The 15,900-nt window shown below is 60.5% G+C and carries 13 protein-coding genes and 1 pseudogene; 3 read left to right on the forward strand and 11 right to left on the reverse strand.

All coding sequences use genetic code 11. From position 1 onward, the window contains the following. Window positions 1-6: 6 nt before the first annotated feature. Together KZH41_RS00780 and pbpC are read left to right on the forward strand one after the other, a co-directional pair. Window positions 7-5,814, forward strand: coding sequence for an alpha-2-macroglobulin (locus KZH41_RS00780; protein WP_263274217.1), 5,808 nt, complete (start codon window positions 7-9; stop codon window positions 5,812-5,814). Continuing rightward, window positions 5,795-8,092 (forward strand): penicillin-binding protein 1C, encoded by a 2,298-nt coding sequence (gene pbpC, locus KZH41_RS00785; protein ID WP_263274218.1) that lies wholly within the window; start codon window positions 5,795-5,797, stop codon window positions 8,090-8,092. Before KZH41_RS00780 ends, pbpC begins: the two co-directional genes overlap by 20 nt. 360 nt (window positions 8,093-8,452) lie before the next feature. On the opposite strand, the gene KZH41_RS00790 is transcribed toward pbpC, so the two are convergent. Next, window positions 8,453-9,610: a VopS family T3SS effector adenosine monophosphate-protein transferase gene (locus KZH41_RS00790; RefSeq protein WP_263274219.1), complete on the reverse strand. Its 1,158-nt coding sequence runs from the start codon at window positions 9,608-9,610 to the stop codon at window positions 8,453-8,455. Next, complete coding sequence (locus tag KZH41_RS00795) at window positions 9,597-10,043, reverse strand: CesT family type III secretion system chaperone (protein WP_176462887.1); 447 nt, start codon at window positions 10,041-10,043, stop codon at window positions 9,597-9,599. The genes KZH41_RS00790 and KZH41_RS00795 overlap by 14 nt, the downstream gene beginning before the upstream one ends. A 218-nt stretch (window positions 10,044-10,261) precedes the next feature. On the opposite strand from KZH41_RS00795, the pseudogene KZH41_RS00800 reads away from it, so the two are divergent. Next, window positions 10,262-10,797, forward strand: a pseudogene (locus KZH41_RS00800) (IS21 family transposase); the annotation flags it as partial. Window positions 10,798-10,880: 83 nt separating this feature from the next. Here the strand turns inward: KZH41_RS00800 and KZH41_RS00805 are convergent. Genes KZH41_RS00805 through sctD form a run of 9 tightly spaced genes read right to left on the reverse strand, consistent with a single transcriptional unit; the run spans window position 10,881 to window position 15,899 of the window. Continuing rightward, window positions 10,881-11,537 (reverse strand): HrpE/YscL family type III secretion apparatus protein, encoded by a 657-nt coding sequence (locus tag KZH41_RS00805; RefSeq protein ID WP_094949052.1) that lies wholly within the window; start codon window positions 11,535-11,537, stop codon window positions 10,881-10,883. Further along, window positions 11,516-12,157, reverse strand: coding sequence for a Yop proteins translocation protein K (locus tag KZH41_RS00810; protein ID WP_094949053.1), 642 nt, complete (start codon window positions 12,155-12,157; stop codon window positions 11,516-11,518). The genes KZH41_RS00805 and KZH41_RS00810 overlap by 22 nt, the downstream gene beginning before the upstream one ends. Beyond that, window positions 12,157-12,906, reverse strand: coding sequence for a type III secretion system inner membrane ring lipoprotein SctJ (sctJ, locus tag KZH41_RS00815; RefSeq protein WP_094949095.1), 750 nt, complete (start codon window positions 12,904-12,906; stop codon window positions 12,157-12,159). The genes KZH41_RS00810 and sctJ overlap by 1 nt, the downstream gene beginning before the upstream one ends. Beyond that, on the reverse strand, window positions 12,903-13,241 hold the full coding sequence (gene sctI / locus KZH41_RS00820; protein WP_094949054.1) for a type III secretion system inner rod subunit SctI: 339 nt from the start codon (window positions 13,239-13,241) through the stop codon (window positions 12,903-12,905). The genes sctJ and sctI overlap by 4 nt, the downstream gene beginning before the upstream one ends. Next, window positions 13,241-13,822: a YopR/YscH family type III secretion effector gene (locus KZH41_RS00825; RefSeq protein WP_094949055.1), complete on the reverse strand. Its 582-nt coding sequence runs from the start codon at window positions 13,820-13,822 to the stop codon at window positions 13,241-13,243. Before KZH41_RS00825 ends, sctI begins: the two co-directional genes overlap by 1 nt. Next, a complete protein-coding gene (locus tag KZH41_RS00830; RefSeq protein ID WP_317988375.1) occupies window positions 13,819-14,172 on the reverse strand; it encodes a YscG family type III secretion system chaperone in 354 nt (117 codons plus the stop codon). Before KZH41_RS00830 ends, KZH41_RS00825 begins: the two co-directional genes overlap by 4 nt. Beyond that, window positions 14,172-14,426, reverse strand: a complete 255-nt coding sequence (sctF, locus tag KZH41_RS00835; RefSeq protein ID WP_076963238.1) for a type III secretion system needle filament subunit SctF — start codon at window positions 14,424-14,426, stop codon at window positions 14,172-14,174. Before sctF ends, KZH41_RS00830 begins: the two co-directional genes overlap by 1 nt. After that, window positions 14,426-14,632 carry an EscE/YscE/SsaE family type III secretion system needle protein co-chaperone gene (locus KZH41_RS00840; protein WP_094949057.1) on the reverse strand — a complete coding sequence of 69 codons (207 nt, stop codon included), beginning with the start codon at window positions 14,630-14,632 and terminating at the stop codon, window positions 14,426-14,428. Before KZH41_RS00840 ends, sctF begins: the two co-directional genes overlap by 1 nt. Further along, the gene (gene sctD / locus KZH41_RS00845) at window positions 14,595-15,899 is read right to left on the reverse strand and encodes a type III secretion system inner membrane ring subunit SctD (RefSeq protein WP_242153624.1); all 1,305 of its coding nucleotides are present in this window, start codon (window positions 15,897-15,899) and stop codon (window positions 14,595-14,597) included. The genes KZH41_RS00840 and sctD overlap by 38 nt, the downstream gene beginning before the upstream one ends. Window position 15,900 lies beyond the last annotated feature (1 nt).

Raw genomic sequence — 15,900 nt, forward strand, 5'->3', positions numbered from 1 at the left:
CTCACCATGTTCGATACGTTGAAAGCGATCAGCCGCCGTTTTCTCAGCCTGTTAACCACTGTGGTGAGTGCCCTGTTCGGCCAATGGCAACCGCCATCCTGGCTGCGCGCCATCGGCCATGGCCTGGCGAACCTGGGCCGCAAGGCTCGCGCTTACCCGCGTCAGGCTGGCGCTGGGGTGTTGGGGCTGGTGTTGCTGGCCGCCGCCGGCTTCTATGGCTGGCATTGGTATTCAAACCTGCCGCAGCCGCACACCGTGGGTTATTCGCTGCACAAACCTAACCTGACGGATTACACCCAGCAGCCGCCGGTTGTGGATAACTTGCAGGTGCGTTTCGCTGAATCCGTGGCCCCGTTGGCGGCGATTGGTAAACCGGTTACCGAAGGCATCACGCTCAAGCCCACTGTGGCGGGCGCCTGGCGCTGGTCCGACGACCGCACCTTACTGTTCGTGCCGGAAAAAGATTGGCCCATCGACACCCATTACACCCTCGACCTGACCAAGAAAAATCTCCTGGCCGACGGCGTGCTGCTCAGCCAGTACAGCAGCCAGTTTTCTACCCAGCCGTTCCGCGCCACCCTGGCCCATAACGAGCTGTACCAAGACCCGTCCAACCCAACGCTGAAACAGCTGGTGGCGACCTTCCACTTTTCCCACCCGGTGGACGAAGACAACCTGCGTAAGCGCGTGTCCGTGACCCTCGGCAAAGGCCTGGCTTACCGTGATGCGCAGCTGCCTAACCGCCCCGAAATCACCTTCGACGACACCAAGCTCAACGCCTACGTACGCTCCGCCGCCCTGGCCACGCCGCTGGAAAGCACACCGGTCAGCGCCAAGCTCGACGAAGGCATCAAGGCCCGTGATGGCGGCAATGCCAACAACGCGCCGCTGGTGGCGGAAGTCACTGTGCCCGGTCGCTATCGCCTGACCTTTACCGGCGCCGACGTCAGTTTTGTCGACAACGAACGCGGCGAGCCGGAGCCGGTGCTGATGTTCAGCAGTTCCAGCGCCGTAGCCGATGACACCATCGCCGGTAAGGTCCAGGCTTGGCTGCTGCCGGAAAAAGCCCAGGACGACACCCGCCCCTACACCAGCAACGACATCGACGACGCCCTGCTCGCCCGCAGCACCAAGGTCAACTTGACCCACGTGCCCAGCGTCGAGCCGCTGAACACCCTGCACGGCTTCAAGTTCAAGGCCCCAGCTGGCCGCGCGCTGTATGTGCGCGTGCCCGCGAACCTGGAAGCCATTGGCGGCTACCTGGCGAAAAACCCTACGGCCTCCTTGATCAGCATGCCCGCATATCCGCGTACCTTGCAGTTCTTGTCTGACGGCGCACTGCTCAGCCTCAACGGCGAAAAACGCCTGGGCTTCATGGCCCGTGGCGTGCCCGGCGCCCACGTCGAAATCGCTCGCCTGCTGCCCAACCAGTTGCAGCACCTGGTGGACCAGAGCAGCGGCAGCTTCGCTCGGCCGAACTTCGGCAACGAATACTTTGATCGGATGGTCGAGCGTCAGTCGCTGGATATTCCGCTGTCGTCTAATGACCCGGCGAAAACCGTTTATGACAACGTCGATCTGAGCCACTACCTCACCGCCAACGGCGGGCGTCGCGGCATTTTCGTACTCAAGCTGAGCCCTCAGGACGACCCGGCCGAGCGCACGTTTGAATACGACCGCAGCAGCACCAGCGATCTGCGTTTCATCGTGGTCACCGACCTCGGCATCATCGCCAAGCGCGCAAGCGACGGCAGCCATGATGTGTACGTGCAGTCGATCGGCAATGGTTCGCCGGTGGCGGATGCGCAAGTCGACATCATCGGCCGCAACGGTCTGGCGGTCAGCAGTGGCCGCACCGACACCGAAGGCCATGTGCATTTCGCCAAGCTGGATGAATTGCGCCGTGAGAAAACGCCGCTGATGTATGTGGTCACTCGCGGCAATGACCAGTCCTTCCTGCCGATTGCCCGTCAGTCTCAGCAGCTGGATTTGTCGCGTTTCGACGTAGGCGGTTTGGAAGAAGACGGTGCGATTGATCGCCTCAGCGCGTACCTGTTTACCGACCGTGGCCTGTATCGCCCGGGCGAGACGGCGCACGTGGGCATGATCGTACGCAGTGGCAACTGGAAAGGCGCCCTGCAAGGCCTGCCGGTGGAGCTGCAAATCACCGACCCACGCGGCCTGGAGGTAATTCGCCAGCCACTGAAGTTGTCCACCAGCGGTTTTGAAACCTTTGATTTCCCCAGCAGTGAAGTCGCCCCGGCTGGCGATTACACCGCCACCTTGCAATTGATTGGCGAGAAAAACACCCGCACCGACCTGGGCAGTGTCAGCTTCAAGGTCCGAGATTTCGAGCCGGACCGCATGAAGGTCAGCCTGAGCCTGCACGAAACGCCGGTGCCGGGCTGGATCCCACCGGACCAAGTGGTGGCTAAAGTCACCGCGATGCACCTGTTCGGCGCCCCGGCGGCCGGCCGCCGGGTCACGGCGAAGATGTCCCTGAGCCCGACGCTCGCGGCCTTCGACCGTTATCCCGATTACCGCTTCCGCCTCAACGACTCATTGGAAGACGCCAGCACCGAAGACCTCGCCGAAACCACCGTCGATGACAACGGCCAGGCCGTGCTTGACCTCAACCTGCAACGCTTCGCCAACAGCACCTATCGCCTGCAGGTCATGACCCAGGTATTCGAGGCCGAAGGTGGCCGTAACGTAGCGGCGCAAAGTGCGCTGCTGGTGTCGTCCGCGCCGTATCTGGTGGGTGTGAAAAGTCAGGATTCGCTGTCATACGTGGCCAAGGACGCCCCGCGTCAGGTGCAGTGGCTGGCCGTCGCGCCGGACCTTACGCCAGTGGCAGTGGATGGCCTGACCAGTGAAGTGGTCGAGCACCGTTATGTGTCGGTGCTGGTGAAACAGTCCAACGGCACCTACAAGTACGAATCGCGCATCAAAAACATCAGCCAGCCGGCCTCACCGCTGACGATGACCAAGGACGGCGCCAAGCAGACCCTGAACACCGGCACGCCGGGCGACTTCACCCTGCAACTCAAGGATGCCAACGGCAACCTGCTCAACCAGATCGACTACAGCGTAGCCGGGCGTGGCAACACTTCGCGCTCCCTGGAGCGTAACGCCGAGTTGCAACTGCGCCTGGATAAACGCAGCTATGCCACCGGTGATGAAATTGCGATCAGCATTCGCGCGCCTTACACCGGCGCCGGCTTGATCACCATCGAGCGCGATAAGGTCTACACCCAGCAGTGGTTCAAGGCCGACAGCACCAACAGCGTGCAACATATCCGCGTGCCTGCAGGCCTTGAGGGCAATGCCTACGTCAACGTGCAGTTTGTGCGGGACATCGGCTCGTCCGAGGTCTACATGAGCCCGCTGTCCTACGGCGTGGTGCCGTTCAGCATCAACCTGGATGCGCGGCGCATGGCGCTGAAGGTCGAAGGCCCGGCGAAGATCGAACCAGGACAAACCCTGGACATCAAGGTCACTGCCGACCGCCCAGGCCGCGCGGTGGTTTACGCGGTTGACGAAGGCATCTTGCAAGTGGCGCGCTACCAGACGCCGGACCCATTGGGCTTCTTCTTCCAGAAGCGCGCATTGGAAGTCGGCACCAGTCAGATTCTTGACCTGATCCTACCGGAATTCAGCCGCCTGCTCAGTGGGGCAGCGCCCGGTGGCGATACCGAAGGCGCCCTGGCCAACCACCTCAACCCATTCAAGCGTAAACATCAGCCACCGGTGGCGTGGTGGTCCGGGCTGGTGGACCTGCCGGCCGGTGAAACCGTGCTGCATTACCAAGTGCCGGACAGCTTCAACGGCAAGCTGCACCTGTTTGCGGTGGCAGTGGATGCCGACAGCGTGGGTGTCAGCGAGGCCAGCACCGACGTGCGTGGGCCGATCGTGATCACGCCGAACGTGCCGGCCTTTGTCGCGCCGGGGGATGTGTTCAATGTGAGCGCCGGGGTGTTCAGCAACCTCGACGCAGCGGCGGACGTGAAGTTTGAACTGCAGACCAGCGACGGCCTCAACGTGCAAGGCAACAAAGGCAGCACCTTGTCGTTGCAACCGCGCAAGGAAGGCACCGCTGAGTTCAAAATCAAGGTCGGCGAAACCCTCGGCTCGGCGGACCTGCGTTTTATCGCCGTGCTGCCCGATGGCAAACGCATCCAGGTCGGGGAAACCACCTCGATCCGCCCGCTGAGCGAACACCGCGTGGCCCTGAGCCTGGGTCGTTTCGACAGCGCCAGCAAAGAGCTCAAGCCAACGCGCGAACTGTTCAGCCAACTGCGTGATGTGCAGCTGGGCGTGGCGGCCTCGCCGCTGGTGTGGGCCAACGGCCTCAAGCATTACCTGGATGACTATGGCTACGCCTGCACCGAGCAATTGGTGTCCAAGGCCATGCCGGCGTTGATCTGGGGCGGCACGGCGCCAGAAGCCGAGCAAGCGTTCAGCAGCGCGGTGCGCATGTTGCGTCAACGCCAGAACCAAGCCGGCGGCTTTGGTTTGTGGGCGGCCAACCCGGATGTGGCGCCGTATGCCAGCCTGTACGCCACCGATTTCCTGATCGAAGCCAAGGAACGCGGGCTGCCAGTGCCGGAAGATTTGCTGGTGCGCTCCAATGCGTATCTGACGGACCTGGCCAACGGCCCGAGCGAAGGGCTGTCGGAATTGCGCAACCGTGCCTACGCCAGTTACCTGCTGAGCCGTCAGGGGATTCTCGTGAGCGGCGCCTTGAGCGATATCCGCGAGCGCTACGAGAGCTACTTCAAAGACACCTGGCAGAACGACCTGGGCGCCGCTTACCTGGCCGCCAGCTACAAACTGCTCAAGCAGGATCGCCAGGCCGATACGCTGTTCCGCAAAATCCCATGGCGCTCCCTTGTGGATAAGTGGGTCAGCGACGGCCTGTATTACGACCCGCTGGTGCACGACGCCGAACACTTGCACCTGCTGGCGCGGCATTTCCCAGAGTTGCTCGACGATGTACCGACAGCGCTGCTGGATAAACTCGGCAAACGCCTTAACGAGCAACGCTACAACTCGCTGTCGGCCGCCTTGCTGCTGCGTGCCCTGGACAACTATGGCCAGCGCGCGCAGAGCGACATGACCCTCAAGGCCACCGCCTGGCTGGGCGACAAGCAGCAGCAATTGCTGGAGATGGCCGGTCAGCCACCGCGCGCCGCCGTGCCGCGTGCCACGCAGAAGCTGGTGATGGAAAAAACCGACGGCCCGGCCGCGTTCTACATGCTCAGCGAAGCCGGTTTCGACAAGGGCGCCAAGCTCAAGCCGATCAACAATGGCCTGGAAATCATCCACGAATACCTCGACCTCAAGGGCGAGCCGGTGAGCAAAGTGGCGGTGGGCGATGAGTTCCTGGTGCGCCTGCGTCTGCGCGCCACCGACCGCGACCAAGTGCAGCAAGTGGCCGTGGTCGACCTGCTGCCCGGCGGCGTCGAGCCTGTGTATAACTTGCCGCCGGAACCAGAGGCCGCAAGCGCCGATGAAAGTGAAGGCGACGATTCGGAGTACGTGGAAACCGCCGACGGTGATGAAACTGACGCCTGGCAGGCGCCCATCGGCGAAACCGAGCTGAGCAACTGGCAGCCGGACTACGTGGATGTGCGGGATGATCGAGTGGTGTTGTACGGCACCGCGCTGCGCGATGTAAGTACTTTCGTCTACCGCGTGCGCGCCACCAACGCCGGCACCTTCAATACGCCACCGGCCTACGCCGAAGGGATGTACGAAACCACCCTGCAAGGGCGCGGCAAAGTAGGCCAGCTTGAAATTACCAAGCCTTAAACGCCTGACACCGCTGCTGGCAACGGCGGCGGTGCTGGTGGGGTTGCGGCTATGGCCACATGCTCCGCTGGAACAGGCCGTGACCTCGTCGCGGGTGGTGCTGGCCGACGACGGCGCGCTGCTGCGCATGACGTTGGCAACTGACGGCCAATACCGTTTATGGCTGCCGCTTGCGCGCATGTCGCCTTCACTGGTCGAAGCGTTGCTGCTCAAGGAAGACCGCAACTTCTACTGGCATCCGGGGATCAACCCCCCGGCGTTACTGCGGGCGGCCATGGCCACCTACAGCGGCGGCCAGCGCCAGGGCGGCTCAACCTTGAGCATGCAACTGGCGCGACGCTTGTGGGACTTGAACACCCGCCAGGTGCCGGGCAAGTTGCAGCAGATGGCCTTGGCGCTGTGGCTGGAGGCGCGTTACAGCAAGCACGACATCCTTGAGGCCTACCTGAACCTGGCGCCCATGGGCGGCAACATCGAAGGTGCCGAAGCGGCCAGCCGCATTTACTTTGGCAAGTCGGCGGCGCAGTTGTCGTTGTCTGAAGCGCTGGCGCTGGCGGTGATTCCCCAGCAGCCGGGGCGACGCGCGCGCTTTGGGCCGTCGCTGCAAAACGCGCGGCTGCGCTTGATGGCCGACTGGCGTGAAACTTATCCACAAGACCCGCGCAACGACAGTTTGCTCGACTTGCCGCTGGAAGCGCGCAACCGTCAGCAGATCCCGTTTCTGGCGCCGCACCTGAGCGAACAGTTGCTCGCGGCCCAGGCAGGTAACGAGCTCAACACCACCCTCAACCTGCCGCTTCAGCAATTGCTGGAGCGCTTGATTACCGGCTTTATCGCCGAGCGGCGCAGCACCGGTGTGGAAAACGCCACGGCGATCCTGATCGACAGCCGCGACCAGAGCGTCAAGGCGCTGGTGGGCTCGGCGGATTACTTATCCACAAGCATCCACGGGCAGGTCAACGGTGTTTTGGCGCGGCGCTCGCCGGGGTCGACCCTAAAACCGTTTCTATATGGGCTGGCGCTGGATCAGGGCGTGATTCACCCCATGAGCATTCTCAAGGATTTGCCGAGTAACTTCGGCTACTTCCAGCCGGAAAATTTCGACGGCAGTTTTATCGGCCCGCTGACGGCGCGGGATGCCTTGATCCGGAGTCGCAATATCCCGGCGGTGTGGCTCGCCAGCCAGGTCAAGTCGCCTTCGCTGTATGGCTTGTTGCAACGCGCCGGCATCAAAGGCCTGCGCGGCGAGAGCCATTACGGCCTGGCCTTGGCGCTGGGCGGCGGCGAGATGACGCCGGAAGAGCTGGCGCAGCTGTATGTGATGCTGGCCGGCGATGGGCATTTGCGGCCACTGCGCTATTTGCAGGAACAGCCGCAATCTACCGGCCCCCAATTGCTCACACCGCAAGCCGCGTTTATGGTGCGCGACATGCTGCGCCGCAACCCACGGCCGGATGGTTTGCCGGGCCGCCATTGGCGCACCGCGTGGAAAACCGGCACCTCCTGGGGCTTTCACGATGCCTGGAGCGCAGGCCTGGTCGGCCCCTACGTGCTGGTGGTGTGGGTCGGTAACTTTGATGGTCGACCGAACCCTGCGTTTATTGGCGCCAAGACCGCCGCGCCGTTGTTCTTCCGCATCGCCGACGCCCTGCCCCTGGCACTGCCCACGGTGGTGATCAAACCCGACAAGCCACCCGCCGGGCTGGTGCGCATCGACGTCTGCGCCGCCTCCGGTGAGCTGCCCAACCGCTGGTGCCCGCAAACCCGCAAGACCTGGTATGTACCGGGCGTCTCGCCGATTCGTGTGTCCAACCTGCACCGCCCAGTGCTGATCGACACGCGCACCGGCAAAGCCGCGTGCCCGCCCTTCGATGCGCAATACACCCGCGAAGAAGTCTTCGAATTCTGGCCCAGCGACGTACAGCGCCTGTACCGAGCGGCAGGCCTGCCCCGGCGCACGCCGCCCAATGTGATGAAGAACTGCCAACCCAACCGCATCAGCGATCAGAGCGAAGCGCCGCAGATTCGCTCGCCGTTAACTCAAGTGAGCTATCAGTTGCGCCTGTCCCAGCCGCAGGAAAGCATCCCGCTGAATGCCAACGCGGCCAGCGATGCGACGATGCTGTATTGGTTTGCCGACCAAACGCTGATCGGCCAAGGCCCGCCGCAAACCACGCTGAACTGGCGGCCGGGCAAGTCGGGGGAATACCGGTTGCGGGTCAGTGATGATCAGGGGCGTAGTGCGAGCCGGGGGTTGAAGGTGGAGTTTGTGCCGTGATCAGACATCCCTTTCGCACAGCTCAGTAAAAACGTCGATGAAGATCCGGAAATATCATCTGCGCAAACCAGACAGGAAGCCCAAGGAAGATTGAGCGCGATTTTGCTGACGGTGCTTCAACTACCCTCAAACAGCCTGTAAGTTACGCGGTGAGGCTTTCCCCCCAATCAAGCGATTAGCGGGGGGCTCCGTTCTTCAGCATCCGACAAAAAAATCTGGGGTTTGGGCATACAACCCCAGACTTACAATGCAAACCTGCGTCGCTGCGCTCCGACTGCCCGGCCGGATGGCGTGGAATGCGCAATCTGACGCTGTTCGTTACCTACGACGAAGATCCCCCCACGCTCACGCACGTCTAAATCAGCTTAAACCGCTAAGCAAGTTCTCTGTCTCAACAGCCATCGGTGTAAATTGTTGCGCACGCAGCTCAGTAAGGGCATACAGCAACCTCCCCATACGACCATTGCCATCGATAAACCCATGGAAGCCCACCACAGCTGCGAACAACTGCTTGCCAACTTGCTCATGATCCTTGTCCAGTGTTTTGAGGTGCTGATCCAACATTGCTGCCCCCGTAATACTGGAGAGCAAACGGCCACCGCTGATAGCCGGGCCACGATAGGACCTGTCGATATCAGGTACCAGCCGTTGATGTAGTTCTTTAAGAACAGTCGCGTCTGTCAGGTCCTTGCCATTGGATCTGTACTCACGCAGCAACGCCGTAAAGTTTTCCCATTCATTGCCACCCGAGGTCGACGCTTTAAGGATCCAGGCAGCCGCGCGATCCACATCTTCGGTGTAACCTTTCGGGTTATAGAACGATTCACTTAGGACACTGTTGTACGGCGCACTGCCAAGATCTTGCTGCAACACTGATTGCTGATGTTGTTGTGCCAGGCCCAGGTTCTTCAGCTCGACCATGAGTATCGGCTCCAGGCCGCCCACCACCGAGGCGGACGAACCTGAAGTACGCAAACTTTCGAGACTGGCAAATGGCAGTTGCTTGTTCACCAGCGCTCGGGTGACCGACGGTCCCACTAGCGCCTCCAAGGCTTGGCCAGATGCAGTATTAACCAGCGCTTCCGCCAGCGCGCGCTCAAAGAGTTGTTTGACTTCGCCACTGGAAACTCCATTCAACGACTTGTCATCTGTTCGACCCAGGCGATCCAGTACTTGCTCGGGGCTTTGCAAGCCAGCATCTTTGAACAGCATCCGTGCATGCTCAACCGATGAGATAGATTGCAGACGTTGCTGCAACGCGCCAGCATGTGAAGTAAACAAAGACCGGGTCAACCCTTGGGCAACGGAAGCGCTGGAACCGGTCGTGAACAGCTTGCTAACGCCCTCAATAAAACGAGCCACTATGCTGTCTTTAGGCTGAGTACGCAGAACTTGCTGCAAATCGCTTTGAATATGGTACTCACGACCACCAACTTTCAACACACCTTGCTGCTGGATAGCGTCTTTGACGGATTCAGGTGCTCTTTGCAACGCGGCAACGTTGTTAAACGTGATCATACTTAACCCCTTGAAAACTGGATGCTGAATCAACAGGCATCGCCAACTGCTGCGAAAAAGTGTCAGCCCATTCGATAAAAGAACCCAGGCTTGTTTCTAACTCGTGAACATTGAGCCCTTCCAGGCTGAATGCCTGAAATCCGATAAGCCCCAAATCAGGGTCCCACCCGACACCTGGAGCCGATCCCATCAGCGGATTGAGTGCTGTCGACATCAACATATTCAATGTTTTCCGGGAAGGATTGTCGGGTAGCTCATAGCCGAGCGGTCCAAACAGTATCAATTGGTTAAACGCACACGCGTGTCGTAACGACAACACCTGCCGATGACTCACCACCAGCGTGCACAAACGTTCATCATTGAATTCAAGCCCAGCGATACCCAATACAGCACCCAACTCCTGGAGCAAGGCATCTACGTAACTGGTACTCATGACCACACACTTCCCCGTTCGCTTGTCAGTATTTGAGAGAACTAATCGTATCATCGCCTCCAAACCCTGACTTTTAGTAAACGCACCTGATTTTGTAGATATCTGTTGTCTCTGACCGAAAACTGACCCAGTAAAGGCTGTTCTGCCGACTGAAAACTGACCCAGGTGTTCAACTGCTTCTGCTCACTTTTTGAGCAGGAGAACACAGGGTGATCAGCATGGAAATATTGGGGAAAATCCGGCGGATGTACTTCCGCGACAAGCTCTCGCTGCACCAGATAGCCAAGCGTACCGGGCTGTCGAGAAACACCATCCGCAAATGGGTCAGAGCGCCCGAAGCCAATCAGCCGGCGTACCAGCGGTGCGCGACCTTCAACAAACTCAGCCCATTCCACGACACGCTGGAACAGGCGCTGAAAGCCGATTCGTTCCGGGCAAAGCACAACCGCAGAAGCGCCAAAGCACTTTTCGAGCAGATCAAGGCTGAGGGTTATGACGGCGGCTATAGCCAGCTCACGGCGTTTGTACGCTCGTGGCGAGGTGAGCAAGGCAAGTCTTTACGCGCTTTTGTACCGCTGACGTTTGCGCTCGGTGAAGCTTTTCAATTTGACTGGAGCGAAGAAGGGCTGCTGATCGGAGGCCTGTTTCGACGCATCCAGGTCTCCCACATTAAGCTGTGCGCCAGTCGCGCATTCGGGTTGGTTCGTACCCTAGCCAAGGTCACGAGATGCTCTTCGATGCCCATACCCGCAGCACCAACAGCGTTCCTTACAGTCCGCCTGCCGTTTTGGTTCAAGCCTATCAGTACATTTGGCTTGTAAATGATGACGGCGTTTATCAGAAGTTCACATAAGTTGGTCGTATTCGTTCATCCCTACCCTGCATCCATGTTTGCTTCAGGGCCTCTTCCAGGGCGCCCAACTGGCCGTCGACACTCGCGTCGATGATGCCGATCTCGGTTTCCAGGATGCAGCCGCCCTGGTCGAGCCGCGCATCGGCGATGACCTCGATATAGCCCACTTCCGGATAGTCCTTGAGGACCAGGGAAATCTGCTCGCGCACCTCAAGCACCTGATCCGGCTGCACGTGCAGGATCACCTGTTTCTGGTTGCTGACCAGTGACAGCGCCTGCTGCGTCACTTGTAACGTCAGCTCGATGTTGTCGTAGTGCTGGAGAATTTTGCGCACTGCTTGCAGCACCACGTCGCTCATCTGCTGCTCGACGTCGCGGTAATACTGATGACACTGCAACAGCGTTTCCTGAATCAACGTGGCCTGACGCTTGCGCGCCTCCTCGATGCCAGCCTGCCAGCCCAACGCCTTCTGTTGCTCGTAGACATCGTGGGCGGCTTGCTCGATTTCCTCGGCACGCTTGCGGGCTACTTCGACCAGTTCTCCCGCCGTCAGATAGTCCTGATAGTCGGCACTGCGCAGTAGGACCTGGTCCGGCGCCAATCGGACGTCGGAGGCTTTTATTTCAATAAATGGAAGCATTGCGGGCTCACTTGTCGGGCGATTTTCAGGCACAACGCCTGGGCCAATGGACGCTGGCTGCTACTGACCGTCCACTGCGCCGGGGGCTCGGATAGCCGGGGTTCGCAAAGCGCCAGGCGCAAGGCGAGGCGGCGGGCAAATCCCGATGGCGTGTCACCGCAGGCCAGCAGCCAGAACGCCAGCGCACGTTGGCGCAAGCAATCAACGAGTTCACCCTCAGGTAACGGTTGCTGCCAGCCGTCCGGCCAGGCGCCGATGATCAGCTCCAGTTGTTCCAGGCAGTAACGATGCCCGGCCTCGCCAATCGCGGCGTGAACCCGTCGCAGGTTTGTCGCGTCCAGCACCTGGCGAATGGCATGGCCATGCAGCAACGCGCCCAGGTAACCGAGTGTCTTCTCCAGCGCGGCCTGCTCAAAGAACGCCAAGCCACCGAGTGTCGGCGGCAGCTCATACTCGATGTCCAGCTTGCACTCACCCAACAGCCAGGCATTGATCCCGCTGTGCCGACGCCAATGGCCCAGCGTGTCGGCCAGCCCCGCCAGCGAGAGCGGGACGTGCGTAGGGTGAATGTAACGGGCCGGGCAAAACCTCAATTGGTACGGCGTCAGCAACAACGTCATCACGAAAGCCTGCTGCGCTGCCACAAGTACTGGCCGAGGTTGCTGACCAACAGCAACGCGAACAGCAACCCGAACAACCCCAGCAACCGGCCACGGGATTCTTCGGTCACCTGAATCGAGAACACCGTGTCATAACGCGGGGCCAGCGGGACCTGCCGGACATCGGCCGAAGGCACCAGCACCACGCTGATGCGGTCGTAACTCAGGCCTTCGATGCCGTTGTTCACCAGTTGCTTGATTTGCGGAATGTAAGCGTCGAGCTGGATATCCGCCGCGTGTTTGATAAACACCGACGCCGAGGCCGGCGAAGATTTCTTGCCCAGACCGTCGCGGTCTTCGGGCAACACCACATGAACGCGGGCCACCAGCACGCCGTCGATTTCCGACAGGGTCCGGGAGATTTCCTGGGCCTTGGCGTAATTGAGCCTGGCTCGCTCCTCCACCGGCGAGGAGATCAACCCTTCTTTGGGGAACACATCCTTGAGCGTGGAAAAGCTTTCACGCGGATAGCCTTTGCGCTTGAGCGCATCAATGGCCTCGGCGATATCAGATTCCTCGACCAGTAATTTGATCTTGCCGTCCTTGTCAGGCTGCTTGGCCGCCCAGATCCCTTCGGTGCGCAGCAACGCGAGCATTTCGTTGCCTTCTTTCTGGCTGATGCCGGCATAGAGTTCGACCTTGCAACCGGCGAGCAGCAACACGGTCAACAACATCAGGATTCGATTGAGTCTCTTCACGCAGCACCTTATTGGGTTTTCATCAGCGTTTCGACGTTCTGACTCATGCGCCCGACCGTCTTGGCTATCAGTTCCTCCTGCATGCTGATGCGCATCAACGACCACTGCATCTGCATCAGGCTGCCGGGGTCATCGCCGGGGGTCGAAAGCTCGACCTCAAGGTCATGCTTGGCCTGGGAAAAACGTTCTTTGATCTGTCCGATTTCATTGAGCAGGTTGCCCCCAAGGCTCTCGGAACCCTTGCCCATCGCCTGCTCGAAATCGGCGATTTGCCCGGCGCTGGCCTGGGGCGCCTTGAGCTCATCGAGACTGGTGACAGCGGCCTGACTTATCTGACTAACGTCCATCACGACTCCAAATCGGGTGAGTGGGTGAAGCGCATCAAGTTTTCGATCATTGCGTTCGTGGGGATCAGGATCTGCAACTCGCGGCGCACGATGCTCGCCAGGTAATCACTGCCCTCAACCCCTTTGATCTCGCCCAGCACGTTGAGCAACAGTGTTTCCTGTTGCTTGCCAAACGGTGCCTGCTCCCTGAGCAAGTCCTTAAGCGCCAGACGATCCGGCTCAAGCCCCAGCTGTTGCTCCGGGAAGCGCACCAGCAAGCGGTCCGACAGGCCTTGCATCAGCCAGTTGCGCAACTCGTCACGACGCCCTTCGGCCGAATCCGGCAAGTCCTGGCGATACCACTTCCAGACGTTTTCACGCTGTTGGCGCGGGTCCATGCCCGCCAGGGCCGTTGTCAGGTCCGCACCTTGCAACCAGAGCTGCAACGGTGCGTCGGTCGGTGCCGACTTGGACGACACCGGAGGGCTTTTCATCGCCGCGTCGAAGGCTTGCGCCTGACCGGGCTCGACCGGCGCCATGGGCCGTGCATCCCGTCCATGATGGAGCGGCAGCTGCGAAGGCGACGAGTCGATCCGGTTCATGGCCCCTCCGGGTCACGCATGCCGTGGGCAAACTGCACCAGCCGAGGGTCCTCGCTCGCGGCCAGTTCGGCCAGGCGCCGATCCAGCGCCGTACCGAGCCCCAGCCGCCATTCACATAACGCCAGCCAGGGTGCAAGTGCCGGCCACGGTTTGCCTTCACCCAACACCAACGCCTGTTGGTAATGCCCCTGGTTCATCAGGCTGGAAAGCCGGATCAGGCACGCGGCTTCCTCCTGACCCTCGACCTGTTCAAGCCAGTTCGCAATCTGCTGGGCTTCTTCGTGGCAGTGATGGCCGCTACCGGCCAGGGCTAGTTCTGCCATCAGCCCTTTCAATGAACTGTCCATCATCAGATTTTCTGCAGGATGCCCTGCATCAGGTCTCTCATCGAGCGGGTGACAGTCGAGTTGATGTTGTAGATCACCGACCACTTGTTGAGCTTGTGTTGCAGTTCGGCCAACAGCGCCGGGTTGTCTGCGGAGTCCTTGAGGGCCGCAATGGCGTCACCGACTTCCTTGTTGGCGTTGTTGGCTTGGTCCTTGAGGTTTTCCGCGACTTTGTCGAGGGTGTTGACGCTGCTGTCATTGGTAAAAATCGATGCCATCACGAAGCTCCCTTAAGGGTGTTGAGAATGCTGATGGAGGCCTCGACTGCCTGGGCTTCCATCTGCCATTGCCGGTACTGTTGCGGATCACCGCCGCCCATCAAGCGGCGTTTGCCGCTGGCCTGGGCCTGTTCCAGTTGCGCACGCAGCTGCCGTTCAAAGTCAACGTCAGCGGCGTACAGACGCTCCTCCAAAGCCGTCATCATTGAGTGGCTCTCCCTTGAGATTGATGATGAATTGTTGTTTTCCGCGGCTGACGATCACGGCGTCGGCATTGATTGCCAGCACCCTCACGCCTTGCGGGGTCGAAGCGTCGACCGGGTACTTCTGGCCGTCCCCCAGCACCACATAAGGCACCTTGCCCAAAGACACCGAACGCACCACGAACTCCAGGTCATCGGTGCTGCCGCGCTTGTTGCGGCTCACCAGATCCAGCGCCGGGCGAGTGCCGAACTCCTGTCGGAATTCGCGCTGTAACTTGTAGAACTCGTTGAGCTGAGCCTCATCCAGTTGCCCGCGCAACTCGATGCGCTCGCCTTTGTCCTGGTAGGCCAGCACGGCTTCAAGCCCGAAATCGGTGAGCATCTGGTCGAGCCGCTTGAGGTGCGAGCCGGCCAGCCGAACGCGGTTTTCCACGCCCAGCAACCCCGGCACATCGGCCTTGAGCAGGCTTTCGATCTGTAACCAGTGTTCATCCTCCAGCGCCAGTTCGCCGGTGAGACGAATCCAGCCGGGTTGGTCCGCAGTGGCGGTGCGCACCTGGCGATAACCGAATTTCTGCAGGATGAATTCCACCCCCTGACGAATCTCTTCCATGCTGCGAACGTCGAGCCGATACGTCAGGCCGCTGCGCTCCAGGTACTGCTGCAACGCCAGCCGCGTGCGGTTGTCTTCCAGGTAACCGGTGAGCGGAACATTGCCGTTGGCCTGACGCTCACCGACCTGCACATACTGGAACTGACGATCACGCAGAAAACTGCGCAAGGCCACGACCGGGTCTTCGCCGGTCATGCCGCCACTGCCGCCCGACCAAGGGGCGCCGAGCAAACCGACGACACCGACCAGCAACAGCACGCTGACCCCGAGCATCAGTCGCCCACCCCAATGGGCCCGGGGCACCGCCGTGCGACGCTCCTGAGGGCTGGCGGCCAGCGGCAATTGTTCGGAAAACTGTCGCTCCTGAGCACAATAGGCCCACAGCAGCGGCCCGCAGGCCTGCCGGACCAGCGCCTGCAACGTGCTGCCGCCGGCCAGCGGCTGGCCTTCCTGCAGCGGCTGATTACCCTCGGCCCATTCCAGCAGGCGCACGCCCTGCGGGTCGACATCCAGCACCAGGTGAACCGGCGCAATACCTTCATCGACCAGCACCAGATCAGCTTGCAACGGGTCGCAGCCGATGACCACTCGCCCTTCGGCCAGCGGCACTTCGACCCCTTGATTGAGGCCACTGTAAAAGCGGACTTTCCAACTCATG

Source organism: Pseudomonas sp. YeP6b (assembly GCF_025642995.1).
GTDB lineage: Bacteria > Pseudomonadota > Gammaproteobacteria > Pseudomonadales > Pseudomonadaceae > Aquipseudomonas.